Here is a 25,961-nt window from a genome sequence, read left to right on the forward strand (position 1 = left end):
GGGCCGGCGCAGTGTCTCACAAAGCCGGTCAACTTCCCAAATGGTGCGAGATGATTTCTTATTGTGAAATATTGGCGCTGGCCGCGTCCCCGGATAATTTGCCATGGCCGTTGATTCACCTTCCTCCGAGATTCGCTCCCGCCGCCAGCGCTTCGCCGCGCGGCTGCGCCGCCTCGTCGCCGGCTGGTGGTTCAGGCAGTCGCCCTCGCGCCAGGACCGGCTCGCGACGCTGGGGCCGCTGATCTCGGTGCTGCTGTTCCTCGCGGCCATCATTTCGGCCTTCTGGTACCTGCGCAACGAAGAAATCGAGCGCGAGACCGAGAGCGTCAAGCGCGACACCGAGATCGCGCAGCAGCAGATCCGCCTGCGTCTGATCGAGAACCAGGAACAGCTCGTGCGCATCGCGCGCGAGGTCGTCACGCGCCAGATCGACGCGCACGAGTTCTCCGCCCAGGCCCAGGCGTTTGCGCGCGAGCGGCCCGAGCTGACGCACGTGACCTGGCTGACCGCCAAGCGCGAACGCCGCAGCAGCGTGGGGGCGGCGGGCTTCCAGGCCGACGGGCTGATGTCGGCGGACGGCGCGGACCCGTCCATGCCCATGCCCAACCAGTCCAACGCCGCCGAGATCGCCTTCGAGGCCGCGAAGGAGCGGCGCCAGCCGGTCTACTCGCCGCCCTTCGCCGATGCCAACGGCACGACCGTCTTCCAGCTGCACATCCCGCTGATCGACCGCGGCGGTTTCGCCGGCGTGCTGATTGCCGAATACACGGTGGAGGCGCTGCTGCGCTACTACGTGCCCAGCGAGGTGGCCACCCGGCACAGCATCGCCGTGCTGGACTCGCGCGACCAGCTCGTCAGCAGCACGGTAACGCCCATGCCCGGCCAGATGCTGCGGCGCGCAGCACTGCTGCACGACGTGCCGCTGGCGCCGGCGCTGAACGGACTGGTGCTGCGCGGCCAGGGCTGGCGCACGTCCATCGGCCTCATCAGCAACGCGCTGTTCTGGCTGGTGCTGGCGCTGGCCGGCCTGACGGTGTGGATGCTGCTGGGCACCTGGCGCCACATGCGCCGGCGCACGCAGATCCAGAACGCGCTGACGCTGGAAACCAACTTCCGCCGCGCGATGGAGAACTCCATGCTGACCGGCATGCGCGCGATGGACCTGGACACGCGCATCACCTACGTGAACCCGGCCTTCTGCGCGATGACCGGCTTCTCGGAGGCCGACCTGATGAGCCGCACGCCGCCCTACCCGTTCTGGCCGTCGGACCGGCGCGAGGAGAACGCGCGCCTGCTGCAGCAGGAGCTGCAGGGCCGCAGCCCGGCGGGCGGCGTGGAGGTCAAGATCCAGCGCAAGGACGGCAGCCAGTTCGACGCCCGCGTCTACGTGTCGCCGCTGGTGGACACCAAGGGCAAGCAGACCGGCTGGATGACGTCGATGACCAACATCACCGAGGCCAAGCGCGTGCGCGACCAGCTCTCGGCCTCGCACGAGCGCTTCACCACCGTGCTGGAAGGCCTGGACGCGGCGGTGTCGGTGCTGTCGGTCAACCCACCCGAGCTGCTGTTCGCCAACCGCAGCTACCGGCTGTGGTTCGGCGCCGACCCCGCCGGCCATGCCTTGCTGGCCGGCGGCCAGCTCGTCGGCACCACCAGCCGACGCGGCCTTCCCGAAGCCAGCGACGAGGTGGACGACTACTCCGGCCTGCCCGCCGAGGCGCTGACCGACATCGGCTCGGACCCGCGCGAGGTCTATGTCGACTCGCTGGCCATGTGGTTCGACGTGCGCGCGCGCTACCTGCAGTGGACCGACGGGCGCCTGGCGCAGATGCTGATCGCCACCGACATCACCATGCGCCGCCACGCCGAGGCGCAGGCCGCGCTGCAGGCCGAGAAGGCCCAGGTGACGAGCCGGCTGATGACCATGGGCGAGATGGCGTCCAGCGTGGCCCACGAGCTGAACCAGCCGCTGACGGCCATCACCAACTATTGCAACGGCATGGTCAGCCGCGTGCGCGCCGACAGCATCGACAAGGATGCACTGATGGCCGCGCTGACCAAGACGGCCAAGCAGGCGGAGCGGGCCGGCCAGATCATCCACCGCATCCGCAACTTCGTGAAACGCAGCGAACCGCAGCGCCAGCCGGCCCACGCGGCCGACATCGTCGAGGACGCGGTGGAGCTGGCCGGCATCGAGCTGCGCCGCCGCACGGTGGCCATCCACACCTACGTGGCGCAGCGGCTGCCGCAGCTGATGGTGGACCCCATCCTCATCGAGCAGGTGCTGATGAACCTGCTGAAGAACGCCGCCGAGGCCATCGACAACGCCTCGCTGCCCACGTCGCGCCGCCACATCGAGCTGCGCGTGGTGCCCAAGCACACGGCCGAGATGGGCGGCCAGATCGAGTTCTCCGTGACCGACATGGGTCCGGGCCTGCCGGACGAGGTCATCGCCCGCATGTACGAGGCCTTCTTCTCGACCAAGGCCGACGGGCTGGGCATCGGCCTAGGGTTATGCCGGTCCATCGTCGAGTCGCACCAGGGCAGGATCAAGGCCGAGAACCTCTACAATGGTTCCTTGGTCGTCGGGTGCCGATTCGCCTTCACGATTCCGGTCACCATCACCTCCGAACTCCTGCGTCAAGAAGCCCTGAACGGTGCCACACCAGGTGCCCAGAGAACCGAACCCAGCACACCATGAGCCTGATTCCCAAGAAGGGCAATGTCTACGTCGTCGATGACGACGAAGCGGTCCGCGACTCCCTGCAATGGCTGCTCGAAGGCAAGGACTACCGGGTCAAGTGCTTTGACTCCGCCGAATCCTTCCTGGCGCGCTACGACCCCCGCGAGGTGGCCTGCCTCATCGCCGACATCCGCATGGAAGGCATGACCGGCCTGGAGCTGCAGGACCGGCTCATCGAGCGCAAGAGCCCGCTGCCCATCGTCTTCATCACCGGCCACGGCGACGTGCCCATGGCCGTTCAGACGATGAAGAAGGGTGCGATGGACTTCATCGAGAAGCCCTTCAAGGAAGAAGAGCTGCTGGCGCTGGTGGAGCGCATGCTCGACCAGGCGCGGGAGGCCTTCTCCAGCCACCAGGAAGCCGCCAGCCGCGACGCCCTGCTGGCGCGGCTGACGACGCGCGAGGCGCAGGTGCTGGAGCGCATCGTCGCCGGCCGCCTGAACAAGCAGATCGCCGACGACCTCGGCATCAGCATCAAGACGGTCGAGGCCCACCGCGCCAACATCATGGAAAAGCTCAACGCCAACACGGTGGCCGACCTGCTCAAGATCGCGCTCGGCGCCACCGCCAAGGCTTGAGTGCCACCCGACCTCGAAAGCCGCTGATCGTTCAGCGGCTTTTTGCTTTTTGACTCACCGGAGTTCCCCATGACCGCCCAGCTCATCGACGGCCTCACCCTCGCCAAGTCCATCCGCTCCGAGGTCGCGACCCGCGCCGCCGCGCTCGCCGCGCGCGGCTGCCAGCCCGGCCTTGCCGTGGTCATCGTCGGCGACGACCCGGCCAGCCACGTCTACGTACGCAACAAGGTGAAGGCCTGCGCCGACGCCGGCCTGCACTCGGTGCTGGAAAAGTACGACGCCAGCTTCAGTGAGGCGGAGTTGCTGGCGCGCATCGACGCGCTGAACCGCGATCCGAGCATCCACGGCATCCTCGTGCAGATGCCACTGCCCAAGCACATCGACCCGCACAAGGTCATCGAAGCCATCTCCACGCTCAAGGACGTGGACGGCTACTCCACGCTCAGCGCCGGTGAGCTGATGACGCAGTTGCCCGGCTTTCGTCCGTGCACGCCCTACGGCTGCATGAAGCTGATCGAGAGCACGGGCGTGGACCTGCGCGGCAAGCACGCCGTGGTCATCGGCCGCAGCAACACCGTCGGCAAGCCCATGGCGCTGCTGCTGCTGCAGGCCAACGCCACCGTCACCGTGTGCCACAGCGCCACGCCGGACATCGGCCACCACACGCGCCAGGCCGACGTGGTCGTCGCCGCCGTGGGTCGCCGCAACGTGCTGACGGCCGACATGGTCAAGCCCGGCGCCGTCGTCATCGACGTGGGCATCAACCGCAACGACGAGGGCAAGCTCTGCGGGGACGTGGACTTCGACGGTGTGAAGCACGTCGCCGGCTGGATCACGCCGGTGCCCGGTGGGGTCGGCCCCATGACGATTGCCATGTTGCTGGTCAACACGCTTGAATCCGCAGAACGTTCCCTCAAGTCGGCCTGATGACCATGACGAATCCGCTGCTCTCCACCGCCGCCCTGCCCGACTTCGCGGCCATCCAGCCCGGGCACGTCGGCCCGGCGATCACCGAACTGCTCGCTGCCGCGCAGGTCGCGCTCGACGAGGCCACCCGGCCCGAGACGCCGGCCGACTACGACGCGCTCTCCCGCATCCTGGACACGTCGACCGAGCACCTGGGCGCCGCCTGGGGCGCCGTCGGGCATCTCAACGCCGTGGCGGACACGCCCGAGCTGCGCGAGGCCTACAACGCCATGCTGCCGGTCGTCACCGAGTTCAGCACCGCGATGGGCGCCAACGAGGCGCTGTTCGCGAAGTACAAGGCCGTCCTGGCGAGCCAGGGCGCATCCCTGAGCGCGCCGCGCCAGCAGGTGCTCAAGCACGCGATCCGCAACTTCGTGCTGTCCGGCGCCGAGCTGCAGGGCGAAGCTCGCGAGCGCTATGCCGCCATCCAGGAACGCAGCGCCGAGCTGCAGCAGCAGTTCAGCGAACACGTGCTGGACGCGACCGACGGCTGGAGTTACGTGGCCAGTGCCGATGAACTGGCGGGTGTGCCGCAGGACGTGCTGGACGCCACCCGGCTGGACGACGGCGGCCACAAGTTGACGCTGCATTTCCCGGTCTACCTGCCGGTCATGCAGTACGCCGAGAACCGCGCGCTGCGCGACACCCTCTACCGCGCCTATGTGACGCGCGCGAGCGACATTCAGGACTCCGGTGGCAAGCCCGAGTGGGACAACACCGCCGCCATGCGCGAGATCGTCGCGCTGCGCCAGGAAGAGGCGCAGCTGCTGGGCTACGCCAGCTTCGCCGAGGTGTCGCTCGCGCCCAAGATGGCGTCCACGCCCGCCGAGGTGATGAGCTTCCTGCGCGACCTCGCCAGGCGCGCCCGGCCGTTCGCGGAACGCGACCTGGCCGAGCTGCGCGAGTTCGCCGACGGCAGCCCGCTCGAATCGTGGGACGTGTCGTACTGGAGCGAGAAGCTCAAGGAAGCGCGCTATGCCTTCAGCGACCAGACCGTGAAGCAGTACTTCACCGCGCCCCAGGTCGTCGCCGGCCTGTTCAGCATCATCGAGCGGCTGTTCGACGTGCAGATCGCCGAGGCCCAGGCCTCGGTCTGGCACGAGACCGTCAAGTTCTACGAGTTGAAGCGCGGCGGCCAGCTGATCGCCCAGTTCTACCTCGACCTGTACGCCCGCCCGGGCAAGCGTCCCGGCGCCTGGATGGACGAGGTGCGCAGCCGCTGGCTGAAGCCCACGGGCGAGCAGCAGACGCCGGTCGCCCAGCTCGTCTGCAACTTCGCGCCGCCCGTCGGTGACAAGCCCGCGCTGCTGACGCACGACGACGTCATCACGCTCTTCCACGAGTTCGGCCATGGCCTGCACCACATGCTGACCCAGGTGAACGACCTGGGCGTTTCCGGCATTTCCGGCGTGGAGTGGGACGCCGTCGAGCTGCCCAGCCAGTTCATGGAGAACTTCTGCTGGGAATGGGACGTGCTGCAGCAGTTGAGCGGCCATGTGGACACAGGCGCGCCGCTGCCGCGCGAGCTGTTCGACAAGATGACCGCGGCCAAGAACTTCCAGAGCGGCCTGCAGACGCTGCGCCAGATCGAGTTCGCGCTGTTCGACATGCAGCTGCACGCCACACCGGGCGCTGAAAGCGATGTGCAGCAGGTGCTGGACGGCGTGCGCGCCGAAGTCGCCGTGCTGATCCCGCCGAGCTTCAACCGCTTCCAGCACAGCTTCTCCCACATCTTTGCGGGCGGCTACGCGGCCGGCTACTACAGCTACAAGTGGGCCGAGCTGCTCAGCGCCGACGCCTGGAGCGCCTTCGAGGAAGAAGGCGTGTTCAATGCCGCCACCGGCAAGCGCTTCCTGCACGAGGTGCTGGAGCAAGGCGGCGCGCGCGACGCCATCGACAACTTCAAGGCCTTCCGCGGCCGCGAACCGCGCATCGACGCGCTGCTGCGCCATCAGGGCATGAGCTGATGTGCTGATGGCCCGCGTCCCCGAGACTGCGGGCATGCGATTCCCCCTCTTCTTCGCCGCCGCCCTGCTCACGCTCGGCGGCGGCGGCGTTTGCGCGCAGGCCCTGCTCGTGCACAACGCCCGCGGCGTGACGCTGGACGAGCAAGGTCGCGTCGTGCGTTTCGATGCGATGCAGGTGGGCGGCGACGGCCGCGTGCAGGCCATCGGCAAGCTGGCCGCGCTGCAGGCCCGGGCGGGCGACGCACAGCGCATCGACGCCGGTGGTCGCGTGCTGCTGCCCGGCCTCATCGACGCGCACGGCCACGTGCTGTCGCTGGGCGAAGCGCGCCGCAGCCTGCAGTTGCGCGACACGGCCGACCTCGCCGCCGCGCTCGCTGCGGTCAAGGCCCATGCCGCCGCGCGTCCGCAGGCCGCCTGGATCACCGGCGGCGGCTGGAACCAGGCCCAGTGGCAGCTGGGACGCTTCCCGACCGCCGCCGAGCTGGACACGGCCGAGCGCGCGCGCCCCGTGTTCCTGTCCCGCGTGGACGGCCATGCCGGCTGGGCCAACAGCCGCGCGCTGCAGATCGCCGGCATCACGCGCGACACGCCCGACCCCGCCGGTGGCCGCATCGAACGCGATGCCCACGGCGACGCGACCGGCGTGCTGGTGGACGGCGCGATGGGCCTCGTGGAGCGCCATGTGCCCGGCGAGAACGCCGCCGAACTGGCCGCCCACCTCGACACGGCCGAGCGCGAGCTGCTGTCGCTGGGCCTGACCAGCGTGCACGACGCCGGCATCTCGGCCGCGGCGGACCAGTTGCTGCGCCAGCGCGCCGCCGCCGGCGGGCTCAAGATCCGCATCTACGGCATGGCACGCGGTAGCGACGAGGCCTTCATGGCGCGGCTGCGCGCCAGCGGCCCGCTGCTGGATGCCGAGGGCGCGAGCGAGGGCCACTACGTGCTGCGTGCCGTGAAGCTGTTTGCCGACGGCGCCCTGGGCAGCCGCGGCGCCGCGCTGCTGGCGCCCTACAGCGACGCGCCGCAGACGCGCGGCCTGCTGTTCCAGCCCGATGCGGTGCTGCACGCGCAGATGCGGGCGGCGGCGAAAGCCGGCTTCCAGGTCAACGTGCATGCCATCGGCGACGCCGCCAACCGCCAGGCGCTCGCCGGCTTCGAGGCGCTGCAGCAGGAACTCGGCGCGCGCAGCACGGCGCTGCGACACCGCATCGAGCACGCGCAGGTCATCGCGCTGGCCGACATCCCGCGCTTCGCGAAGGCCCAGGTCATCGCCTCCGTGCAGCCCACGCACGCGACGTCGGACATGAACATGGCCGAGGACCGTGTCGGCCCGCAGCGCATCCAGGGCGCCTACGCGTGGCAGCGCCTGCTGAAGAGCGGTGCGCGGCTGGCCTGCGGCTCGGACTTCCCCGTCGAGGAGCCGTCGCCGTGGGCAGGCCTGTACGCGGCGATCACGCGCGAGGACGCGAGCGGCAAGCCCGTCGGCGGCTGGTATCGCCAGCAGGCACTGAACCCGGTGCAGGCGCTGGACTGCTTCACGCGCGCCGCGGCGTTCGCGGGCCACGCGGAGAAGGACGTCGGCTCGCTGACGCCGGGCCACCGTGCCGACTTCATCCTCGTCGACCGCGACCCGCTGACGTCCTCGCCCGCGGCGCTGCTGAAGACCCGCGTGCTGCAGACCTGGGTCGGCGGCAGGCTCGTGTACCAGGGGCAGGACTGATGCGCTACGTCGCTCTGTGGCGCGGCATCAACGTCGGCAAGGCCAAGCGCATCGCGATGGCCGACCTCAAGGCCCTGCTCACCGAACTCGGCGCGACCAACGTGACGACGCTGCTGAACAGCGGCAACGCGGTGTTCGATGCGAACAAGAAACTGTCGGCCGACCAGTTGCGCGCGGCGGTCGCCGAACGGCTGGGCGTGGACGCCGCGGTCATCCTGAAGACGGCCGCGCAATGGCACGCGATTGCCGCCGAGCCGCCCTTTCCCGAGGCCGAGGACCCCAGCCGCCTGCTCGTCGCCATCACGGCCGACGCGGCAGCACTGAAGGCCGCGGAGGGCATCGTCACGGCCGGCGACGAGCGCTACACCGTCACGCCGCACGCGGCCTACCTGTGGTGCGCCCAGGGCATCCTTGAAAGCAAGGCCGGCGTGCAGTTGCTGAAAAAGCTCGGCGAAGGCGGCACGACACGCAACTGGGCCACGGTGCAGAAGCTGCGGGCCCTCCTGGACTGAGTCCGGCACAACCCGCCCCCTGAGTCGCGGGATGCGGCGTGAAGAATCGCAAATCAGCGCGAAGGCTTCGCCACAATCCGCCTGCCTCGCACATCCCTCACAGCGCATCCACCATGCCCGCCATCCGCAGCACATTTTTCGCCCTGTCCGGCCTCGCTCTGACGACGGGCGCGGTCTTTGCAGCACCCATCAGCCTGACGACGTTGAACGCGGTGGGCTACACGCAGAACTTCGACACGCTGTCGAACGTCGCGAGCGGCACGACGAACAACCTGGTCATTCCGGGCTGGGCCATGACCGAATCCGGCGGCGGCGCACGCGACAACGAGCAGTACGCCGTCGACACCGGTGCCTCCACGACGGGCGACACCTACAGCTACGGTGCCGCGGGCAGCACGGACCGCGCGCTGGGCGGCCTGCGCAGCGGCACGCTGATCCCGGTGTTCGGTGCGGCGTTCACGAACAACACGGGCAGCACCATCACCTCGATGCTGATCTCGTATTTCGGTGAGCAGTGGCGCGTCGGCACCGCCAACCGGGCGGATCGCCTGGACTTCCAGTACAGCCTCAACGCGACGGACCTGGTCACCGGCACCTGGACCGACGTGGACCTGCTGGATTTCAATGCGCCCACCTCGGACACCACGGGCGCCAAGGATGGCAATGCCGCGGGCAACCGCACGTCGATCTCGTCCACCATCGCCAGCCTGTCCATCCTGAACGGCTCGACCTTCTGGATCCGTTGGAACGACTTCGACGCCACCGGCGCCGATGACGGCCTGGCTGTGGACGACTTCTCGATCCGCGTCAACGGCGCGGTGGCCAACCAACTGCCCGAGCCCGCAGGCCTCGCGCTGGTGGCCGTGGCGATGGCCGGCGCCGCGTTCAGCCGCCGCCGCACACGCTGACCCACCGCACGCGCGTCAGCGCGTGCCCTGCAGCGCGTGCACGCGCATGCCGACGTTGTCGTGCAGCGGCTCGCGCCACGCGGCCTGCTTCATCACGCGCCTGCCGTCATGCAGGCCCGCGGCCCAGCGGGCGCGCAGGCGCTCGTCGCTGAAGTCGATGTCGCGCCACGAGTCTTCGCCCGCCTGCGCGTGCATGACGAGGTGGACCACGTCGATGCGTGAATCGCAGCCCAGTTCGAGCAGCGCCTTCACGGCCGGGTCCGCCGCGGCCTTGGCATCGAGCCTGCGGCCGATCAGGCGCACCGCGCGACGCAGGTTCTGCAGCCGCTCGTGGTCGTCCAGGTGCTCGCAGATGCGGCTGGCGTACTGGATGTCCTTGTAGCGCATCAGCGCCTGCGCCATCGTGGCCGGCGCGGCTTCGCTGGCGTCCCACAGGTCCACCATGAAGCACAGCGTGTCGCGACGCTCGCTGTCGTCCAGCACCACGTCCAGCGGCGTGTTGGAGTAGATGCCGCCGTCCCAGAACGCCTCGCGGCCGATCTGCACCGGCGCGAAGCCGGGCGGCAGCGCGCCGCTGGCCATCACATGCTCCGGACCGATGCGGGTGCGGCCATCGCGGTTGTCGAACAGCGCCAGCGCGCCGGAGCGCACGTTCACGGCGCACAGCGTCAGGCGCGTCTCGCCGCTGGCGATGCGGTCGAAGTCCACCAGCTCGCGCAGCGTGGCGGCCAGCGGCGATGTGTCGTAGAAGCCCAGCTCCGGCAGCGGCGCACGGCGGTTCATGTCCCAGGCCTGCGGGCCGCGCGGCTTGAAGAAGCCGGGAATGCCGCGGGTCAGCGTCTGCAAAGTCTGCCAGCCCTGCCAGGCCGAAGCGAACGCGGTGAACGGATTGACCGGCATCTGCGGCGCGAACGACGCGCGCGTCACGCGCTCCCAGAACTTGTGCAGCGCCGGCAAGCGGTCGGCGGGCGCGTTGCCGGCGATCAGCACCGCGTTGATGGCACCGATGGACGTGCCGACCAGCCAGTCCGGCGCGATGCCACCGGCGTCCAGCGCCTCGGCGACGCCGGCCTGGTAGGCCCCCAGCGCGCCGCCGCCCTGGAAGACGTAGACCGTTTGCGGCGGGCGGCGTGACATCAGTGCGCCAGCGTGACGGCGTCGTCGCAGGGGATGGCGCGGAACACGGCCAGTGCCTCTGCCGCCGCCGCGTGCGCCGCCAGTCGAGGGAAACCTGCTGGCGGCACGTCTTCAGGCAGCAGACACTGCGTGAAGGTCCATGCCACGCCCACCGTGATGGCGGCCTGGCCGAGGCCCGGCCCGCCCACATCCAGCGGCTGCCGCGCCAGTTCGGCTTCCAGTTCGCGATAGGCCGCGTGCAGCTGGCCGCTGACGCGCTCGACCCACGGCGCATGCTGCTTGTCGGCCGGGCGCAGGCCGCGTTCGTAGACGATCTGCGCCGTCTTCTCGCAGGCGGCGAGCGCCAGGCCGATGAGGCGCAGTTCATGCAGCAGCGCCGCCGGCTCGGCGGGCAGCAGGCTGCGGCCGGCCAGCGCCTCGGCGTACTGCAGCATCAGCGTCGAATCCATCAGCCGCGTGCCGTCATCACAGACCAGCGTGGGCGCCTTGACGACCGGGTTGATCTGCTGGAACGCGTCGAAGCCACGGAACACCGAGATGGCCGCGTGCTCGAACGGCAGGCCCAGCAGGCGCAGCGAGATGGCGACGCGCCGCACATAGGGCGAGTCGAGCATGCCGATCAGCTTCACGGGTGCGCATCTCCTGCGGTGGCGGGTTCTTCCTTGGGCATCAGGCGGTCCAGCGCGGCCCGGCCATGGCGGCGTTCGATCTCGGCGCGCATCACGCGGTTGTACGCGTCCACGAACGCATGCGCGGCCGGCGTGGGCGTGCCGCCCTTGTGCACCCAGACGACACCGTAGCGCTGCTTGAGCTGACGCGCCCGCGCCTCGTCGTCGGGCGTGCGCCCGGACTCGGGCGCCAGCGTCTGAAGCTGCAGCCGGCCAGCCTCGATGTCCGCACGGGCCTCGGCCTCGCCCTGTTCGGTGGACAGCAGCGTGTTGCCCAGCCGCAGGTCGACGTTCGCGACCAGCACCGGCTCGGCCTTCGTACGGCCCATGAAGCCCGACATGCGGTTGAACGCCACCAGCACGCTGCCTGCGGCCGCCACGCTGAGCACGATGGCGACGAGCTGGATGGGACGGGGTTTGCGCCACCGCATGTCAATTCGCTCCGAGGCTCAAGCCCATCAATCCGAACATCCAACGCTTTCTCAACTGCAAGGCACTCATTCTCGGGCCAGCGGCGCGAGCGCGGCCGCGACACGGGCTTGCCAGCCGGCGTGCTCGGCCGCGCTCCAGCCCGGCCACTGCGGCGCCTGCGCTGCCAGCTCGGTGGCCAGCGCCTTCAACTCATCAGAACCCGCGACCGTGGCTGCCAGCGTCAACCGCGCCAGCCACTCCTGCGCCTCGCGCATGCGCGGGTAGGCCGCGAACAGCCAGCGCGCCACGTCAGGACGGGCGCGCCAGTCCGCGCTGCCGAAGCGCTCGACGGCCAGCGCCGTGAGCCGCTGGCCGGCACCCAGGCAGTCGAAGGCCACGCAACCCTCAAAGCCGCGCGGGATCAGTGCCTCGTGGATGCCGCAGCGGTGGTCGGCGCACAGGTGCTGGCAGGGCGTCTCGGCCGGCTTGTCGAAGCCGAAACCCTGCAGCGCGTCGAAGGGCGGGATCACGCAGCACAGCGCCGCACAGGCCGAGCAGTCGGCCTTCAGGTGCGCGGGCAAACGGACCGCGACGTTCACGACGCCGGCGCCGAGAGGCCGACCATCCAGCCCACGCCGAAGCGGTCGTTGACCATGCCGAACAGCGGCGCCCAGAAGGTCTTGCCCAGTGGTAGCTTGACCTGGCCGCCGTCGGCCAGGCCCTCGAAGACCCGGCGCGCCGTGGCCTCGTCGGGGCAGTCCAGCGACAGCGAGAAGCCCTTGAAGGTGGCGTTGCCCTGGCACATGCCGTCGGAGACCATCACCAGCGCACTGCCGATCCGCAGCGACGCATGCATGACCTTGTGCGCCGAGCCCGGCGGCAGCACGCCAGGCGGCGGCTCGGGGCTCTCCGAGTTGCGCATCAGGAACAGCACCTCGGCGCCCAGCGTCTGCTCGTAGAACGCGATGGCCTCGTCGCAGCGGCCGTCGAAGAACAGGTAGGGCTCGATCTTCATCGCCGTCAGCGGGTCGCTCATTTGAAATCGCCTGCGGTGGAAATGACGAAGCCACCCGCCTGGATGTACCGGCGCCAGGCCGCGTTGGCCTGCTCGACGGTGACGGCGGCGAGCTGGTCGTCTCGCGACTGGGCCGCGGCCCAGGTCTCGCCGCGCTCGGCCTGGTGGGTCAGCGCGGCGGCCAGCGAGCCGGGTTCGGTGCGGCCCTGTTTGCGGCCTTCGAGGATGTCCTGCTTGGCGCGGGAAAGCTCGGCCGCCGTGACGCCCTCGGCTGTCATGCGCGCCACTTCCTCCTGCACGACGGCGATGACGCGGTCGCGCTTGTCCGGCGCATAGCTGGCCTGGATGGCGAAGTTGCCGGCGTTGCCCCAGGGGCTGGCGCCCAGGCTCGCGCCGATGCCGTAGGTCAGGCCCTCCTTCTGGCGCACGCGCTCGGACAGCCGGCTCTCCAGCCCGCCGCCGCCGAAGATGTGCACCGCCAGCTCCAGCGCCGGGTAGTCGGGGTCTTCGGCATTCAACGGCAGCGGCTCGTTCAGGCGCACGATGGCGTTGGCCTTGTCGCGCGCGATGGCGTCGAAGCGTGCGGGCGGGATGGCCACGTGCTGCGGGATATGCCGCACGAACCTGGGCGCCGTGGGCTTCTTCCAGTCGCCGAACAACTGGCCCAGCTCCGCCGCCAGGCCGTCGGGCAGCGCGCCCACCACGCTGACCTGCGCGTCGTCGGCACTCCAGTACGCGGCGTAGAAGCGCTTGACGTCGGCCAGTGTCGTGGCCTTCAGGTTGGCGATGCGCTCGTCCACGCTCATCACGTAGTCCGGGTGTCCCAGCGCCACGCCGCGCGCACGGTTGTAGTGGCCGCGCGTGGCCTCCTGGCGCAGCACGCCGGGCTCCTGGCGCGAGGCCTCGACGCCGGCAACCGCCGCCTTCAGCTCGCGGTCGAACGCGTCCTGCGGCAGCAGCGGCCGGCGCAGCACGTCGGCCGCCACGCGCAATGCCGGCAGCAGCGTGTCGCGCTCGGCGCTGATGAAGACCGTGGCACCCTGGTCGTAGCTGGTGATGTTGAGGTTGGCGCGCAGCTTGATGAGCGCGTCCTGCAGTTGCTGGCGTGTGTAGCCGGCGCTGCCCTCGTCCATCAACTGGCCCACCATGCCGGTGCCGTTGGCCGCGTAGGTCACGTCGCGCTCGCCCCAGCGCAGCTGCATCTGCAGCACGACGGTGTTGCCGCGCGTCTGCTTGCGCAGCGTCTGCAGCCTGATGCCGCTGGGCAGGGTGGTGCGCGCCGTGCGCGACTCCAGCACCGCCGGCACCGGGTCCAGTTGCTCGCCGGGCTCCACCTGGGGCGGCGGTTTCAGCCCGGCCAGGCGTGCGCTGAGCGGCGGCGCGGCGGGAATCTCCACGCGCTCGACCGACGTGGCCGGTAGGTAGCGGCCCAGCGTGCGGTTGGCCGGCCTGAAGTAGGCGTCGCGCACGCGCTGCACGTCGGCCAGCGTCACCCTCGGCAGGTCTTGCATCAGCTGGAACAGCAGCCGCCAGTCGCCCGCGGCGATGAGGCCCGAGATCTGCTGGATCAGCGCCTCGGGGTTCTTCATCTGCTGGCGGTAGCTGTTGACGGCCAGGTCGCGCACGCGGGCCAGTTCGCTCTCGTCGAAGGGCCTGGCGGTGCGGCCCTCGACCAGGTCCAGCAGCAGCGCCTCGACCTGGGCGACGTCGCCGTCCGGCGGCAGCACGGCGTAGGCGCTCATCGTCGCCGGGTCAGCGCCGCCCCCGCCGAGCAGGCCGGCCGCCACGGCGAGCTTGGTCTCCACCAACTGCTTGAAGAGCTGGCCGCTGGGCTGCAGGCTCATCAGCAGGTTGTAGACGATCAGCGCCGCGGCGTCCGGGTGGGTGATGGCCGGCACGTGGTAGCTGGCCAGCAGGATGGGCTGGCCGCCGACACGGCGCACGACGACCGTGCGCTCACCGTCCTGCGCCGGCTCCACGGTGTAGGGCTGCGGCACGGGCGCGGCGGGCCGGGCCACGGGGCCGAAGTGCTTCGCGATCAGCGCCAGCGTGGCCGCCTTGTCGAAGGCGCCGGCGATCAGCAGCGTCGCGTTGTCGGGCCGGTAGTAGCGCTTGTAGAACGCCTGCAGGTGCTCGATGGGCACGTTCTCGATGTCGCTCTTCGGGCCGATGGTGGCCTTGCCGTACGGGTGCCAGCTGTAGGCCACCGAGTTCACGCGCTGCGACAGCACCGCGAACGGCTGGTTCTCGCCGCGCTCGAACTCGTTGCGCACCACCGTCATCTCGGTGTCCAGGTCGGCCTTGGCGACCCGGCTGTTCACCATGCGGTCGGCCTCCAGCTCGATCAGGAAGGCCAGCGTGTCGGCGTTGGCGTTGAAGCTGGCGAAATAATTGGTGCGGTCCACCGTCGTCGAGCCGTTGAAGCGCACGCCGCGCTGCGCCATCGCGCCAGGGATGTCCGCCTGCCGCGGCGTGCCCTTGAACAGCATGTGCTCCAGCAGGTGGGCCATGCCGTACTCGCCCGGCGCCTCGTGGCGGCTGCCGACGCGGTAGGTGATGTTGACCGTCGTGGTCGTCTGCGTGGCATCGGGCAGCAGCAGCAGCTGCAGGCCGTTGGGCAGCCGGTACTCCTCGACGCCGCCCATCTCGCGCACGCGCTCGGGCGCTGCGGCCACGGGCGCCGTCGCACGCACCGCCGCCGGCCTGGCCGCCACAGGCTGCGCTTGCGCCACGCCCAGCGCCAGGCCCAGCAGCGCCATGCCCAGGCCCCGCGCCATCCACCGGTCCAGCTTCATCGTCATGTCCACACGCTCTCTCTGGCAAACGCCGCTTGATTGGCGCTTGTACGCCCGCGACCATTCTGCGTGGTTTCGGAATGCAAACCCGGCTCGCGCCAAGGGCGCCACGGCTCAGAGCCGCCGCGCCTGCGCGTGCGCCAGCACCAGCAATGAAGCCATCAGCCACATCGGGGCGGCCAGCGCGGTGGCTGCGGCCAGCATGCCGAAGCCCGCCGGCATGGCCACCGTGGCGCTGTTGACGAAGAGCATGCGCAGCCCCAGCGCCTGGCCGTGGCGCTCCGGCGGCGTCACGCGGTGCAGCATGGACAGGATCATGGGCTGCACCGAGCCCAGCGCCACGCCCAGCAGCGCCGAACCGCACAGCAGGCCGGCCGTGCCGGGCAGCCAGGCATAGGCCAGGAAGGTCAGCATCGCCACCACCATCGCGGTGCGCATCGCCTTGACCTCGTCGAGGTCGTCGGCGAAGCGCACGATGGCCAGCCGCACGCAGGTGGCTGCGATGGCGAAGCTGCCCAGCACGATGCCGATGCTGGACGCCGACAGCCCGCGCGAGTGGCCCACCACAGGCACGACGAAGCTGTGCGCGTCCCAACAGGCCGACATGACGAGGTTGACCCCCATCAGCCGCCGGAAGGCCGGCAGGCGGAACAGGTCCCACGCGGGCGGCTCGCGAAAGCTCTTGCTGCGCGGCTCGGGCAGGTGGCGCGGCACCTTCTGCGCCAGCGTCCAGGCCAGCAGCGGCAGCAGCGCCGCGAAGGCGAACGAGGCGGTCATGCCGACGTGGTCGATCAGCAGGCCCGCGATGATGGGCGCGAGCGCGTTGGACAGCGCGGGGCCGAGCGCCACCCAGCTGAAGATGCGCTTGAGCTCGCCGGGCTCCTGCGCCATCAGCCCCGCCTCGCGCTGCATCGCCACGGCAGCCACCGCGACCGCGCCGCCGCAGGCCAGGCAACCCAGCGCAATGGCCCAGAGCTGCTGCACGGCCAGCGCCAGCAAGGCCCCGAAGCCTGCCAGCAGCACGCCGAAGCCGACCGGGCGATGGAACCCATGCGCGTCCGCCAGCCGGCCCGCCCACAGCGACAGGCCGATGGGCGCGACGGCGAAGAGGCTGAGCAGCAGCCCCACGGACGCCTCGCCGTAGCCATGGTTGAGCACCCAAAGGCTGGCTGTCACGCGCGTGACCGCCATGCAGGCGTGCACGCAGATCAGCGTGGCGATCAGCCAGGGAAACGCGCGGCGCAGGTGCCGCGGCGCGATATCACTCATGCAGCGCTCACTCGGCGTCCTCGCCAACGTCGGCAGCCAGCTGCAGCAGCCGCTGCGTCGCGTCGTCGGGCAAGGCTTCCACACCCTTGAGCTTGCGCGTCATCGCCCGGGTGCGCACCTCGGCGGCGTCCAGCGTGTTGCCGGCCTCCTCGATCTTCTTCTTGGCCCGGGCCAGCACGTCACCGAACTTGCCGAACTCGGTCTTGACGGCGCCCAGCACTTCCCACACTTCCGCGGAGCGCTTCTCCAACGCCAGCGTGCGGAAACCCATCTGCAGGCTGGTCAGCGTGGCCAGCAGCGTGGTGGGGCCGCACAGCATGACCTTGTGCTCGCGCTGCAGGCTCTCCATCAGCCCGGGGCGGCGCAGCGCCTCGGCGTACAAGCCCTCGGTGGGCACGAACAGGATGGCGAAGTCGGTCGTGTGCGGCGGGGCGATGTACTTCTCGCGGATGGTGCGTGCCTCCAGGCGCAGCCGCATCTCGATGGCCTTGGCCGAGGCCTCGGCGCCCACGGGGTCGCCCTTGTCCTGTGCATCCAGCAGGCGCTCGTAGTCTTCGCGCGGGAACTTGGCGTCGATGGGCAGCCACAGCGGCTTGCCATCGTCACGCTGGCCCGGCAAGGAAATCGCGAACTCCACGCGTTCGTTCGAGCCCGGCAGCGTCGCCACGTTGGCCGCGTACTGCTCGGGCGTGAAGACCTGGTCCAGCAGGCCGGCGAGCTGCACTTCACCGAACACGCCGCGCGTCTTCACGTTGGTCAGCACGCGGTTCAGCGAGCCCACGTCGCGCGCCAGGTTCTGCATCTCGCCCAGGCCCTTGTGCACCTGCTCCAGCCGCTCGGCCACCTGCTTGAAGCTCTCGCCCAGGCGCTGCTCCAGCGTCGCATGCAGCTTCTCGTCGACGGTGGCGCGCATCTGCTCCAGCTTCTTCTCGTTGTCCTGCTGGATGCTGGTCAGGCGCAACTCCACCGTGTGGCGCAGTTCGGCCATGCGCTGCTCGTTGCCGGTGGACATGGCCTTGAGCTGCTCGCGCATGCCCTCGGCCAGGCGCTGCATGGCCTCGGCCTGCGCCTGCGCGCTGCGCAGCGCGGCCGCGTCCTGCGCCTCGCGCGAGGCCAGCGCCTGTGCGCTAAGCGACTGGTTGCTGCCCTGCAGCCCCTGCGTCAGCGCCTGCTGCACCTGGCCCAGGCCCTGCAGCAGCTCCTGGCGCGTGCCGCTGGCGCTGCGGCCGAGTTCGTCGCGCAGCTCGCGCTCCAGCCGTTCGTTGCCCTGCTGCAGCGCCCGGGCCAGCTCAGGCGAGACGGCCTCCGAAGGTGGCTGCTGGCGCCGCCAGATCAGCACAAGGACAACCAGGATCAGGGCCAGCAGGGCCGGCAGCAGCACGTCGATCAGACTCATGCCGGGATTGTCTCTCGCCCTGACGAGCCACCAGCCCTGGCAGCTCGGGTATCAGGGCACGATCAGTGCCTTCACAGCCGCGGGCAATTCGATCTCGATCAAGGCCTCAAGTCCTTTCATACGCTGCTCGGCCGTCGTCGCCGCCCAGGGGTTGGCCCCCATCTCCGGAGTCACTTGAAGCCGTCGCGCCACGGCCATCGACCGCTCGCGCTTGAGCTTGAGATCACGGAGGTCGATGAGCGCGATACGGATGGAGACATAAGGAGCGAGCACGGGCAAGCCACCCTGGCCGTCGAAGCCGATCTGCCCACTGGGGCGCTGATCCACTACGAAGCCCGGGCCGTCCAGCATTGACGAGATGCGCGCTGGCAAGGCTGCGGCCAGCCCAGGATCCTGCCGGTTGCGGATCACCAGCAGCAAGTGCGCAGCGCCACTCTGTCGTACCGCTTCGCTCAGGTTGTCGGGCAGGTTGAGCTTGCCGTTGATGAAGAGCGATGCCGGATCGCCGAACAAACTGCGTGTCGTCGAGGTGTACAGCTTGGCTTCGCGGCCCTTCGCCGAGTCCTTGATGGCGGAATCCATCACCTGCAGCACCGTGTTGTCCAAGTCGCCGGCAGGCTTCGCCTTCCACTCGCCAGATTGCGCCGTGTCCCCGCGCGCTGGCGTCAGATAGATGAGCTGCACGTCGTCGCCTAGCAGCGACAGCACCGCGAACTTGTTGGAATCGCGCGGCGTCTTGTCCTCGACGACAGGCTCAGGCTCCACCTCAGGGGCAGGACGTTTCTTCGCATGCTGGGCGAAAGCGAACGCGGGAAGCAGGACGAGCAAGATCAACAGGCGAGATTTCATCGGGTCAGGACTTCAGCGTTCAAAGGCGTGGGCGGCGTGGCGCCGGTCAGCGCGGCGATGAGGTTGTCGGCGGCGAGGCCGGCCATGGCCAGGCGTGTGGGCATGGTGGCGCTGGCGATGTGGGGCGTCAGCACGACGTTGGGCAGCGTGAGCAAAGCCGGGTTCACGCGCGGCTCGCCTTCGAAGACATCCAGGCCCGCCGCGGCGATGCGCTGCTCGCGCAGCGCGGCCGCCAGCGCGTCCTCGTCGACGATGCCGCCACGGGCGATGTTGATGAGCGTGGCCGTGGGCTTCATCAGCGCGAGCTCGGCAGCGGCGATGCAGTGGTGCGATTCGGCCGAGTACGGAAGCACCAGCACCAGGTGGTCGGCCTGGCGCAGCAGCTCGTCCTTGGCGACGTAGCGGGCGCCGAGTTCGGTCTCGGTCTCGGCGGGCAGGCGCGAGCGGTTGTGATAGACCACGTTCATGCCGAAGCCGAAGCGTCCGCGGCGCGCGATGGCCTGGCCGATGCGGCCCATGCCCAGGATGCCCAGCGTGCTGTTGTAGATGTCGGCGCCGGCCAGGAAGTCCCACGACCAGCTCTTCCAGCCCCCGTCGCGCAACAGCCGCTCGCCTTCGCTCATGCGCCGGGCCGTGGCCATCAGCAGCGCGAAGCCGAAGTCGGCGGTGGTCTCGGTCAGCACGTCGGGCGTGTTCGTCACGAGCACGCCGCGCGCGGTGCAGGCGGCCAGGTCGATGTGGTTGTAGCCCACGCTCATCGTGCTGACGACGCGCAGGTCGGGGCAGGCGGCCAGCAGCTCGGCCGTGATGCGCTCGGTGCCGGTGATGTAGGCGCCGGCCTTGCCCTGCAGCCGCTCACGCAGCGCGTCGGCGCCCAGCGGCGCCTCGCCGTCGTGGTAGTCCACGCCGAAGCGGGCCGAGAGTCGGTCCATCACCGCCGCCGGCACGCGCCGCGCGATCAGCACTTGGGGCTTCAATGCATCCATATCCAGGCCATCACGAAGAGAAGCGGCAACAGCACCGCACCGGACCACAGCAGATAGCCGCCGAAGCTGGGCATCCTGACGCCGCGCTCCTCGGCAATCGCCTTGACCATGAAGTTGGGCGCGTTGCCGATGTAGGTCATCGCGCCCATGAAGACGGCGCCCCCGGAGATGGCCGCCAGCACCATCGCGCCCTCGTTCATCAGCGCCTGCGCGTTGCCGCCGGCCAGGTTGAAGAAGGCGAGGTAGGTCGGCGCGTTGTCGAGCACCGAGGACAGCCCGCCGGTCAGCCAGAAATAGGCGGCTGGCGACGGCTGGCCGTCGGCGCCCGTCAGCATCGCGGCCAGCGGCGCGAACACGCCGGCAGCCCCGGCCTTGAGCATCGCGATGACCGGCACCATGGTCAGAAAGATGGCGATGAAGAGCTTGGCGACCTCCTGCATGGGTGCCCAGGAGAACTGGTTCCTCTCGCGCACGCCGGCCGGCGTCAGCCACAGCGAGGCCAGCGTCACGCCGACGAGGCCGGCATCGCGCACCAGCGCCTGCAGCGGCAGTGGGGTGCCCCACAGGTCGAAGACGATGCCGGGCTTCCAGGTGCCGCTCATCAGCACCAGGCCCACGGCCACGGCCAGCGGCAGCAGGTTGATGGCGCCTTCCAGGCCGAGCCTGGGCGTGTCGGGCGTCGGGTCCGCCGGCGTGACACCTTCCCTGCGGTACAGCCAGGCGTCGATGACCCAGAACACGGCCAGCAGGCCACCCAGCAGGAAGGCCGTTTCCGGCAGCAGGTGGCTCACCGTCCAGAAGAAGCTCACGCCCTGCAGGAAGCCGAGGAACAGCGGCGGGTCGCCCAGCGGCGTCAGCGAGCCGCCGACGTTGCTGACGATGAAGATGAAGAAGATGACGACGTGGGCGTTGTGGCGGCGGTTGTCGTTGGCCCGGATCAGCGGGCGGATCAGCAGCATGGACGCGCCGGTCGTGCCCATGATGCTGGCCAGCACGGCGCCCAGCAGCATCAGCCCGGCGTTCAACGCGGGGCGGCCGTGCAGGTTGCCGCGGATGTAGATGCCACCGGCCGTGGTGTACAGCGCGCAGAGCAGGATGGTGAACGGCAGGTATTCCTCCACCAGCGTGTGCACCAGCACGCCGCCGGCCTGCGCCGCGCCGAAGGCCAGCGTGAACGGCACCAGCAACGCCAGCGTCCACGCCGCGGCGATCTTGCCGAAGTGGTGGTGCCAGAACGCCGGTGCCGCCAGCGGCATGACGGCGATGGACAGCAGCATGCCGGCAAACGGCGCGGCCCAGGCCAGGCCCAGTTCAGCTCCCGACAGCGCCATCAGTCCTCCAGGAAACGCGTGAACTCGGACACCGGCGCGCGCTCGGTGACGAGGCTGTTCTCTTTCGCCTGCGGGTCGGCGTGGCCCATCGACATGCCGCACACCAGCATCTGCTCCGGCGCCAGTTGCAGCTCCTCGGCGATGAGGCGGTGGAACTGCGTGAACGCCGCCTGCGGGCAGGTGTGCAGGCCGCGCGCGCGGGCCGCCACCATGACGTTCTGCAGGAACATGCCGTAGTCCAGCCACGAGCCCTGCTGCATGACGCGGTCGATGGTGAAGAACAGGCCCACCGGCGCGTCGAAGAACGTGAAGTTGCGGCCATGCTGGTGCTGCATGCGCGCCTTGTCGGTCTTGGCGATGCCCAGCAGGCCGTACAGGTCCCAGCCCACCTTGCGGCGGCGGTCGATGTAGGGACTGCGCCATTCGTTGGGGTAGTACGGGTACTCCTCCTTGTGGGCCGCGTTCTGCGCCGGGTCCAGGTAGGCGGCGTGGATGCGGCCGGACACGCGCTTGAGCGCCTCGCCCGTCAGCACGTGGACCTGCCAGGGCTGGGTGTTGGTGCCGGACGGCGCCCACGACGCGACTTCAAGGATGTCCTCGACGGTCTGGCGCGGCACCGGCGTGGGCAGGAAGGCGCGCAGCGAATGGCGCGTCTTGATGGCGGCATCGACCGCGGCGGTCTGCTCGGGCGTGGGCGTGGCGAAACGGCTCATGGGGTGAGGGTCTTCAGGGTTTGGAGGTAGGCCGGCGGCAGCTCGGCCACGGGGCGGCGGCCGTCGCGGTCCACGTAGACGTGCACGAAGTGGCCGCGCGCGGCGCAGGTGGCGGCGCCTTCGGCGAACAGGCCGATCTCGTAGCGCACGCTGGAGCGGCCCTGCCGCGCGACTCGCACGCCAGCCTCGATGCGCTGCGGGAAGGCCAGCGACTCGAAGAAGTTGCAGTGCGTCTCGACGACCAAGCCGATGACGGCGCCGCCATGGATGTCCAGCGCGCCGGCCTCGATCAGCAGGCTGTTCACGGCCGTGTCGAACAGGCTGTAGTAGACGACATTGTTCAGGTGGCCATAGACGTCGTTGTCCATCCAGCGGGTGGTCAGCGGCACGAAGCGGGGGTAGGCGTCGCGGGTGTCGGGCCGGGGCCGGGATTCGGGGCGTGACGTCATGTCACGCATTCTTCCACGAGGGTCTACCGGGGCCATGTCGCCCAGGTATCCGCCGCGAGGTTGAGCGTCGTGACCTGCACCGCCACTGTCGTCGCGAGGTCGTGTCCGTAGCCGCCGGCCATGCTCAGCGCCACCGGGATGCGCCGCTCGCGCAACGCGGCCAGCACGCGGCGGTCGCGCTCGGCCAGACCGTCGTAGGTCAGCTTCAGGCGGCCCAGGCGGTCGGCCTCGTGCGGGTCGGCGCCCGCCAGGTAGAAGGCCAGGCCCGGCTGAGCGCGGCACCAGACCTCGTCGAGCGCGCGGTCCAGCGCGGCGAGGTAGTCGGCATCGCCGCAGCCGTCCGGCAGGTCCACGTCCAGGTCGCTCGCCTCCTTGCGGAACGGGAAGTTGCGCGCGCCGTGCATGGAGAAGGTGAACACGGTGTCGTCGCCGCGGAAGATGGCGGCCGTGCCGTTGCCCTGGTGCACGTCGAGGTCGATGACCAGCACCTTCAGCGTGCTGCGATGTCGCTGTGACCACTCCGACTGCATCAACCGCGCCGCGACAGCCACGTCGTTGAAGACGCAGTAGCCCGAGCCCTTGTCCGCATAGGCATGGTGGGTGCCGCCGGCCATGTTGGCAGCCACGCCCTCGGCCAGCGCCGCGCGCGCTGCGGCGATGCTGGCGCCCACCGAGTGCCGCGAACGCGCGGCCATCGACGGGCTCCACGGAAAACCGATCTCACGCTGCTGGGCGGCACTCAGGTGGCCGTGCAGCACCGCGTCGATGTAGTCGGACGTGTGCGCCAGCGCCAGCTCGCCCTCGGTCGCGGCGGGCGCCGCCGCCATGCGCAACCGGCCCGGCTCGCGCTCGAAATGCTCGCGCAGCAGCCGGTACTTGGACTGCGGAAAGCGGTGCCCTGGCGGCAGCGCCAGGCTGTGGGCATCGGAGTGGAAGGCCAGCATCGGGCGCAACGATAGCGGCTGGCCCGCTTAGCCTTTGCACCCCTAATTTGCTGCACCGCAACAAAAGTGCTTGCAATCCCCGGGGGAACCCCTATCATTGGTCATGTTGCAGTGCAGCAAAAGCACCGCAAATGGTTCAACCACCTGAAACGGAGTCCCACATGCTCACCGCTGAACAAGTCCTCGCCGCCCATAAGGCCAATGTCGAAACCCTCTTCGGCCTGACGAACAAGGCGTTCGAAGGCGTCGAAAAGCTCGTCGAGCTGAACCTGCAGGTCGCCAAGACCGCGCTGAGCGAAGCCGCCGACACGACCGCCGCCGCGATGTCCGTCAAGGACGCACAAGAGCTGCTGTCCCTGCAGGCCGCGCTGCTGCAGCCGACGGCCGAGAAGGCTGCTTCGTACAGCCGCCACCTCTACGACATCGCCTCCAGCACCGGCGCCGAAGTTGCCAAGGCTGCTGAAGCGCAGTTCGCCGACGCGCAGCAGAAGTTCGCCGCCGTCGTCGACACCGCCGCCAAGAACGCACCGGCCGGCACCGAGAACGCCGTCGCACTGGTGAAGTCGGCCGTCGCCGCAGCCAACAACGCGTTCGAATCGGTGCAGAAGGCTGCCAAGCAGGCCGTCGAAGTGGCCGAAACCAACTTCCAGACCGCCACGTCGCAAGCCGTCAAGGCCACGCAGACCGCGACCCGCGCCTCCAAGCGCGCCGCCTGAGCGACCACGCTTTCCTGAAGAGCCCGGTGCAGGCGTGCACCGGGCTTTTTTATGGGCGCGCATCAAACGCCAAAGCGGCGCCAGCGTCTTTCGGAGATCACCAGGACGCCAGGTAGAGCGCATCGCCGCCATTCGCCAGCAGCACGTCGGCACCGCGCACCCAGGGCTCCCGGCGCTCGGCAGCGATGCTGGGCAGCGCTGTGAGTTCCAGCAGGCCCACCGACTTCCAGCCCAGTTCGACCATCGGACACTCTCCCGGCCCGCGACGAAGCGCCACGCCTTCTCGGCGCTGCCCACGGGATGCCCATAGCCCGCGGTGGGGATGCACAAGGCCGTGCATTCCTCGATGGGCTTGCCCAGCAGTTCGCGCAGGGCCTTGTGGATGCTGGCGTGGCGGATCAGCAGGGCTCGCAGCCCTGCAGCACCCATGATGAACGAGACAGCCGCGCATCGACAAACATCGGCGCCTCACAGGCCCGGGATCAGCGACCGGTGCGTGGCCGCCCCGGCCATCGCGCCGTCGCCCACCGACATGGCCACGTTGCCGAAGGCCATCGCCGCGTCGCCGCAGGCAAACACGCCCGGCACCGTCGTCTCCATCATCGTGCGCCGAAGGAACGGCCCGGCAGGCCCTTCGTCGAACGCGCAGCCCAGTTGCTCGGCCAGCGGGCTGGCCATGCGCGTGCGCGTGGCCGTGAACAGGCCTGCCAACGCGACGCGGCGGCCGTCGACCAGTTCCACCGTCGCTTCGCCGCTGATGCGCTGGATCGGCACGGCCTCGACGCTGACGCCGCGCGCCGCCAGCGCCCTCGCCTGCCCGTCATCGGGCTCGAAACTGCCGTTCAGGAACAGCGTGACCCGGCCCCAGTCGGGCAGCATCAGCGCGTGGTGCATGGCAAGCGCACTGCTGGCCAGCACGCCGATGGCCCCTTGCGACAGCTCGTAGCCATGGCAGTACGGGCAGTGAAAGACCGTGCGCCCCCATCGCTCCTGCAGGCCGTCGACGGCGGGCAGCTCATCGGCGATGCCGGTGGCCAGCACGAGACGCCGTCCCTGCAGCGGCCGCCCCGCCACCTGCACCTCGAAGGCCTCCTTCTCGCCGCTTGCCGCCGCGGCCTGGCCGTCCACCCAGCTCACGTTCGGATAGGCCAGCAGTTGCGCCCTCGCATCGCGGACGATGTCACCGGGCACGCGGCCGTCCTGGCCGAGAAAGCCATGCGACGTGGCGACGAAGCGGTTGCGGCGCTGGCCCGCATCCACGACGGCGACGCGCTGGCGCGCCCGCGCCAGCTGCAGTGCAGCCGACAGGCCGGCATAGCTGCCGCCGACGACGATGACATCAAAGCTCATGGTGAAAATCCTCAAGTGACAGACCGCGGGCCTGCATGCCGCGGTGAAAGTCTTCGGCCAGCACCGACAGCTTCACACCGTGCAGGCGCGCCACCAGCAGTCCCTCCGCTTCGGCATAGGCCGCGCCGAGCGCGTGGTTGACGGCCTGCTCGACCAGGCAGCTCGATTGCGCATCGCGCAGGCCCACGGCCAGCAGCGCCGGCGCGCCGAGTGCCGCATGCACATCGCCCAGCGTCATTGCCGACAGCGGGCAGCCCAGCACCCAGCCGCCGCCATGACCCTTGGCCGACGCGACGAAGCCCGCCTTGCGCAAGCCCGCCATCAGCCGCCGCACGACGACCGGGTTGGTGTTCATCGCTCGCGCGAGCGTCTCGGACGTGGCCGGGCCGTTCATCTCCGCCATGTGCAGCAGCACGTGCAGGACGCCGGAGAGCTTGCTGTCTCGTTTCATGTAACAAGTTTAGTTTCATGACTTTCAGGTGGCCGGCCGGATCGCCTCCGCCCCTTCCCTGAGCAAGGTTTTGCGGTACCGGCACAG

The 25,961-nt window shown here is 69.7% G+C and carries 25 protein-coding genes; 8 read left to right on the plus strand and 17 right to left on the minus strand.

Going from position 1 to position 25,961, the window contains the following annotated elements; translation table 11 throughout:
* Positions 1-103: 103 nt before the first annotated feature.
* The 7 genes from ACO07H_RS17475 to ACO07H_RS17505 all read left to right on the plus strand — a co-directional run bounded on the left by ACO07H_RS17475 (position 104) and on the right by ACO07H_RS17505 (position 9,394).
* Entirely contained in the window at positions 104-2,701 is a 2,598-nt protein-coding gene (locus tag ACO07H_RS17475) for a PAS domain S-box protein (protein ID WP_422016443.1), read from the plus strand.
* Complete coding sequence (locus tag ACO07H_RS17480; RefSeq protein WP_422016445.1) at positions 2,698-3,321, plus strand: response regulator transcription factor; 624 nt, start codon at positions 2,698-2,700, stop codon at positions 3,319-3,321. The genes ACO07H_RS17475 and ACO07H_RS17480 overlap by 4 nt, the downstream gene beginning before the upstream one ends.
* Before the next feature lie 69 nt (positions 3,322-3,390).
* A complete protein-coding gene (folD, locus tag ACO07H_RS17485) occupies positions 3,391-4,248 on the plus strand; it encodes a bifunctional methylenetetrahydrofolate dehydrogenase/methenyltetrahydrofolate cyclohydrolase FolD (protein WP_422016447.1) in 858 nt (285 codons plus the stop codon).
* Between the two features lie 5 nt (positions 4,249-4,253).
* On the plus strand, positions 4,254-6,254 hold the full coding sequence (locus tag ACO07H_RS17490; protein ID WP_422016449.1) for a M3 family metallopeptidase: 2,001 nt from the start codon (positions 4,254-4,256) through the stop codon (positions 6,252-6,254).
* A 34-nt stretch (positions 6,255-6,288) separates the two neighbouring features.
* On the plus strand, positions 6,289-7,974 hold the full coding sequence (locus ACO07H_RS17495) for an amidohydrolase (protein WP_422016451.1): 1,686 nt from the start codon (positions 6,289-6,291) through the stop codon (positions 7,972-7,974).
* Positions 7,974-8,486: a DUF1697 domain-containing protein gene (locus ACO07H_RS17500; protein ID WP_422016453.1), complete on the plus strand. Its 513-nt coding sequence runs from the start codon at positions 7,974-7,976 to the stop codon at positions 8,484-8,486. The genes ACO07H_RS17495 and ACO07H_RS17500 overlap by 1 nt, the downstream gene beginning before the upstream one ends.
* Positions 8,487-8,599: 113 nt before the next feature.
* Complete coding sequence (locus tag ACO07H_RS17505) at positions 8,600-9,394, plus strand: hypothetical protein (protein ID WP_422016455.1); 795 nt, start codon at positions 8,600-8,602, stop codon at positions 9,392-9,394.
* A gap of 15 nt (positions 9,395-9,409) precedes the next feature.
* On the opposite strand, the gene ACO07H_RS17510 is transcribed toward ACO07H_RS17505, so the two are convergent.
* The 14 genes from ACO07H_RS17510 to ACO07H_RS17575 form a co-directional block, all read right to left on the minus strand.
* Positions 9,410-10,531: a patatin-like phospholipase family protein gene (locus ACO07H_RS17510; protein WP_422016457.1), complete on the minus strand. Its 1,122-nt coding sequence runs from the start codon at positions 10,529-10,531 to the stop codon at positions 9,410-9,412.
* The gene (locus tag ACO07H_RS17515; protein WP_422016459.1) at positions 10,531-11,160 is read right to left on the minus strand and encodes a glutathione S-transferase; all 630 of its coding nucleotides are present in this window, start codon (positions 11,158-11,160) and stop codon (positions 10,531-10,533) included. The genes ACO07H_RS17510 and ACO07H_RS17515 overlap by 1 nt, the downstream gene beginning before the upstream one ends.
* Positions 11,157-11,630 (minus strand): hypothetical protein, encoded by a 474-nt coding sequence (locus ACO07H_RS17520; protein WP_422016461.1) that lies wholly within the window; start codon positions 11,628-11,630, stop codon positions 11,157-11,159. The genes ACO07H_RS17515 and ACO07H_RS17520 overlap by 4 nt, the downstream gene beginning before the upstream one ends.
* 66 nt (positions 11,631-11,696) lie before the next feature.
* Positions 11,697-12,209: a hypothetical protein gene (locus ACO07H_RS17525; RefSeq protein ID WP_422016463.1), complete on the minus strand. Its 513-nt coding sequence runs from the start codon at positions 12,207-12,209 to the stop codon at positions 11,697-11,699.
* The gene (locus ACO07H_RS17530; protein WP_422016465.1) at positions 12,206-12,646 is read right to left on the minus strand and encodes a VOC family protein; all 441 of its coding nucleotides are present in this window, start codon (positions 12,644-12,646) and stop codon (positions 12,206-12,208) included. The genes ACO07H_RS17525 and ACO07H_RS17530 overlap by 4 nt, the downstream gene beginning before the upstream one ends.
* Positions 12,643-15,426, minus strand: a complete 2,784-nt coding sequence (locus ACO07H_RS17535) for a M16 family metallopeptidase (protein ID WP_422016467.1) — start codon at positions 15,424-15,426, stop codon at positions 12,643-12,645. The genes ACO07H_RS17530 and ACO07H_RS17535 overlap by 4 nt, the downstream gene beginning before the upstream one ends.
* A 108-nt stretch (positions 15,427-15,534) precedes the next feature.
* Positions 15,535-16,689, minus strand: a complete 1,155-nt coding sequence (locus tag ACO07H_RS17540) for an MFS transporter (RefSeq protein WP_422016469.1) — start codon at positions 16,687-16,689, stop codon at positions 15,535-15,537.
* Positions 16,690-16,696: 7 nt separating this feature from the next.
* Positions 16,697-18,085, minus strand: coding sequence for a DNA recombination protein RmuC (rmuC, locus tag ACO07H_RS17545; RefSeq protein ID WP_422016471.1), 1,389 nt, complete (start codon positions 18,083-18,085; stop codon positions 16,697-16,699).
* 51 nt (positions 18,086-18,136) lie between these two features.
* On the minus strand, positions 18,137-18,934 hold the full coding sequence (locus ACO07H_RS17550; RefSeq protein WP_422016473.1) for a hypothetical protein: 798 nt from the start codon (positions 18,932-18,934) through the stop codon (positions 18,137-18,139).
* Complete coding sequence (locus tag ACO07H_RS17555; RefSeq protein ID WP_422018654.1) at positions 18,931-19,866, minus strand: 2-hydroxyacid dehydrogenase; 936 nt, start codon at positions 19,864-19,866, stop codon at positions 18,931-18,933. Before ACO07H_RS17555 ends, ACO07H_RS17550 begins: the two co-directional genes overlap by 4 nt.
* Before the next feature lie 41 nt (positions 19,867-19,907).
* Positions 19,908-21,251 carry a sodium:proton antiporter gene (locus ACO07H_RS17560; protein WP_422016475.1) on the minus strand — a complete coding sequence of 448 codons (1,344 nt, stop codon included), beginning with the start codon at positions 21,249-21,251 and terminating at the stop codon, positions 19,908-19,910.
* On the minus strand, positions 21,251-21,964 hold the full coding sequence (locus ACO07H_RS17565; RefSeq protein WP_422016477.1) for a nitroreductase: 714 nt from the start codon (positions 21,962-21,964) through the stop codon (positions 21,251-21,253). Before ACO07H_RS17565 ends, ACO07H_RS17560 begins: the two co-directional genes overlap by 1 nt.
* Positions 21,961-22,422 (minus strand): acyl-CoA thioesterase, encoded by a 462-nt coding sequence (locus ACO07H_RS17570; RefSeq protein ID WP_422016479.1) that lies wholly within the window; start codon positions 22,420-22,422, stop codon positions 21,961-21,963. Before ACO07H_RS17570 ends, ACO07H_RS17565 begins: the two co-directional genes overlap by 4 nt.
* A 14-nt stretch (positions 22,423-22,436) precedes the next feature.
* Positions 22,437-23,357 carry a histone deacetylase gene (locus tag ACO07H_RS17575; RefSeq protein ID WP_422016481.1) on the minus strand — a complete coding sequence of 307 codons (921 nt, stop codon included), beginning with the start codon at positions 23,355-23,357 and terminating at the stop codon, positions 22,437-22,439.
* 161 nt (positions 23,358-23,518) lie between these two features.
* Here ACO07H_RS17575 and ACO07H_RS17580 point away from each other — a divergent pair, with 161 nt between their 5' ends.
* Positions 23,519-24,073 carry a phasin family protein gene (locus tag ACO07H_RS17580; protein WP_422016483.1) on the plus strand — a complete coding sequence of 185 codons (555 nt, stop codon included), beginning with the start codon at positions 23,519-23,521 and terminating at the stop codon, positions 24,071-24,073.
* Between the two features lie 97 nt (positions 24,074-24,170).
* Here ACO07H_RS17580 and ACO07H_RS17585 read toward each other — a convergent pair whose 3' ends face one another.
* From ACO07H_RS17585 to ACO07H_RS17595, 3 genes are all read right to left on the minus strand, one after another.
* Positions 24,171-24,317 (minus strand): hypothetical protein, encoded by a 147-nt coding sequence (locus ACO07H_RS17585; protein ID WP_422016485.1) that lies wholly within the window; start codon positions 24,315-24,317, stop codon positions 24,171-24,173.
* A 224-nt stretch (positions 24,318-24,541) separates the two neighbouring features.
* On the minus strand, positions 24,542-25,423 hold the full coding sequence (locus ACO07H_RS17590) for an NAD(P)/FAD-dependent oxidoreductase (RefSeq protein ID WP_422016487.1): 882 nt from the start codon (positions 25,421-25,423) through the stop codon (positions 24,542-24,544).
* The gene (locus ACO07H_RS17595) at positions 25,413-25,874 is read right to left on the minus strand and encodes an Rrf2 family transcriptional regulator (protein WP_422016489.1); all 462 of its coding nucleotides are present in this window, start codon (positions 25,872-25,874) and stop codon (positions 25,413-25,415) included. Before ACO07H_RS17595 ends, ACO07H_RS17590 begins: the two co-directional genes overlap by 11 nt.
* Positions 25,875-25,961: the final 87 nt, after the last annotated feature.

Source organism: Roseateles sp., from assembly GCF_965229315.1.
Classification (GTDB): Bacteria; Pseudomonadota; Gammaproteobacteria; order Burkholderiales; family Burkholderiaceae_C; genus Pelomonas.

Excerpts from the sequence above, each read along its gene's own strand:
- ACO07H_RS17475 (WP_422016443.1), top strand. The coding sequence starts at position 104 with ATGGCCGTTGATTCACCTTCCTCCGAGATTCGCTCCCGCCGCCAGCGC.
- ACO07H_RS17480 (WP_422016445.1), top strand. The coding sequence starts at position 2,698 with ATGAGCCTGATTCCCAAGAAGGGCAATGTCTACGTCGTCGATGACGAC.
- folD (WP_422016447.1), top strand. The coding sequence starts at position 3,391 with ATGACCGCCCAGCTCATCGACGGCCTCACCCTCGCCAAGTCCATCCGC.
- ACO07H_RS17490 (WP_422016449.1), top strand. The coding sequence starts at position 4,254 with ATGACGAATCCGCTGCTCTCCACCGCCGCCCTGCCCGACTTCGCGGCC.
- ACO07H_RS17495 (WP_422016451.1), top strand. The coding sequence starts at position 6,289 with ATGCGATTCCCCCTCTTCTTCGCCGCCGCCCTGCTCACGCTCGGCGGC.
- ACO07H_RS17500 (WP_422016453.1), top strand. The coding sequence starts at position 7,974 with ATGCGCTACGTCGCTCTGTGGCGCGGCATCAACGTCGGCAAGGCCAAG.
- ACO07H_RS17505 (WP_422016455.1), top strand. The coding sequence starts at position 8,600 with ATGCCCGCCATCCGCAGCACATTTTTCGCCCTGTCCGGCCTCGCTCTG.
- ACO07H_RS17510 (WP_422016457.1), bottom strand. The coding sequence starts at position 10,531 with ATGTCACGCCGCCCGCCGCAAACGGTCTACGTCTTCCAGGGCGGCGGC.
- ACO07H_RS17520 (WP_422016461.1), bottom strand. The coding sequence starts at position 11,630 with ATGCGGTGGCGCAAACCCCGTCCCATCCAGCTCGTCGCCATCGTGCTC.
- ACO07H_RS17530 (WP_422016465.1), bottom strand. The coding sequence starts at position 12,646 with ATGAGCGACCCGCTGACGGCGATGAAGATCGAGCCCTACCTGTTCTTC.
- ACO07H_RS17535 (WP_422016467.1), bottom strand. The coding sequence starts at position 15,426 with ATGACGATGAAGCTGGACCGGTGGATGGCGCGGGGCCTGGGCATGGCG.
- ACO07H_RS17540 (WP_422016469.1), bottom strand. The coding sequence starts at position 16,689 with ATGAGTGATATCGCGCCGCGGCACCTGCGCCGCGCGTTTCCCTGGCTG.
- rmuC (WP_422016471.1), bottom strand. The coding sequence starts at position 18,085 with ATGAGTCTGATCGACGTGCTGCTGCCGGCCCTGCTGGCCCTGATCCTG.
- ACO07H_RS17550 (WP_422016473.1), bottom strand. The coding sequence starts at position 18,934 with ATGAAATCTCGCCTGTTGATCTTGCTCGTCCTGCTTCCCGCGTTCGCT.
- ACO07H_RS17555 (WP_422018654.1), bottom strand. The coding sequence starts at position 19,866 with ATGGACCGACTCTCGGCCCGCTTCGGCGTGGACTACCACGACGGCGAG.
- ACO07H_RS17560 (WP_422016475.1), bottom strand. The coding sequence starts at position 21,251 with ATGGCGCTGTCGGGAGCTGAACTGGGCCTGGCCTGGGCCGCGCCGTTT.
- ACO07H_RS17565 (WP_422016477.1), bottom strand. The coding sequence starts at position 21,964 with ATGAGCCGTTTCGCCACGCCCACGCCCGAGCAGACCGCCGCGGTCGAT.
- ACO07H_RS17570 (WP_422016479.1), bottom strand. The coding sequence starts at position 22,422 with ATGCGTGACATGACGTCACGCCCCGAATCCCGGCCCCGGCCCGACACC.
- ACO07H_RS17575 (WP_422016481.1), bottom strand. The coding sequence starts at position 23,357 with ATGCTGGCCTTCCACTCCGATGCCCACAGCCTGGCGCTGCCGCCAGGG.
- ACO07H_RS17580 (WP_422016483.1), top strand. The coding sequence starts at position 23,519 with ATGCTCACCGCTGAACAAGTCCTCGCCGCCCATAAGGCCAATGTCGAA.
- ACO07H_RS17585 (WP_422016485.1), bottom strand. The coding sequence starts at position 24,317 with ATGGTCGAACTGGGCTGGAAGTCGGTGGGCCTGCTGGAACTCACAGCG.
- ACO07H_RS17590 (WP_422016487.1), bottom strand. The coding sequence starts at position 25,423 with ATGAGCTTTGATGTCATCGTCGTCGGCGGCAGCTATGCCGGCCTGTCG.
- ACO07H_RS17595 (WP_422016489.1), bottom strand. The coding sequence starts at position 25,874 with ATGAAACGAGACAGCAAGCTCTCCGGCGTCCTGCACGTGCTGCTGCAC.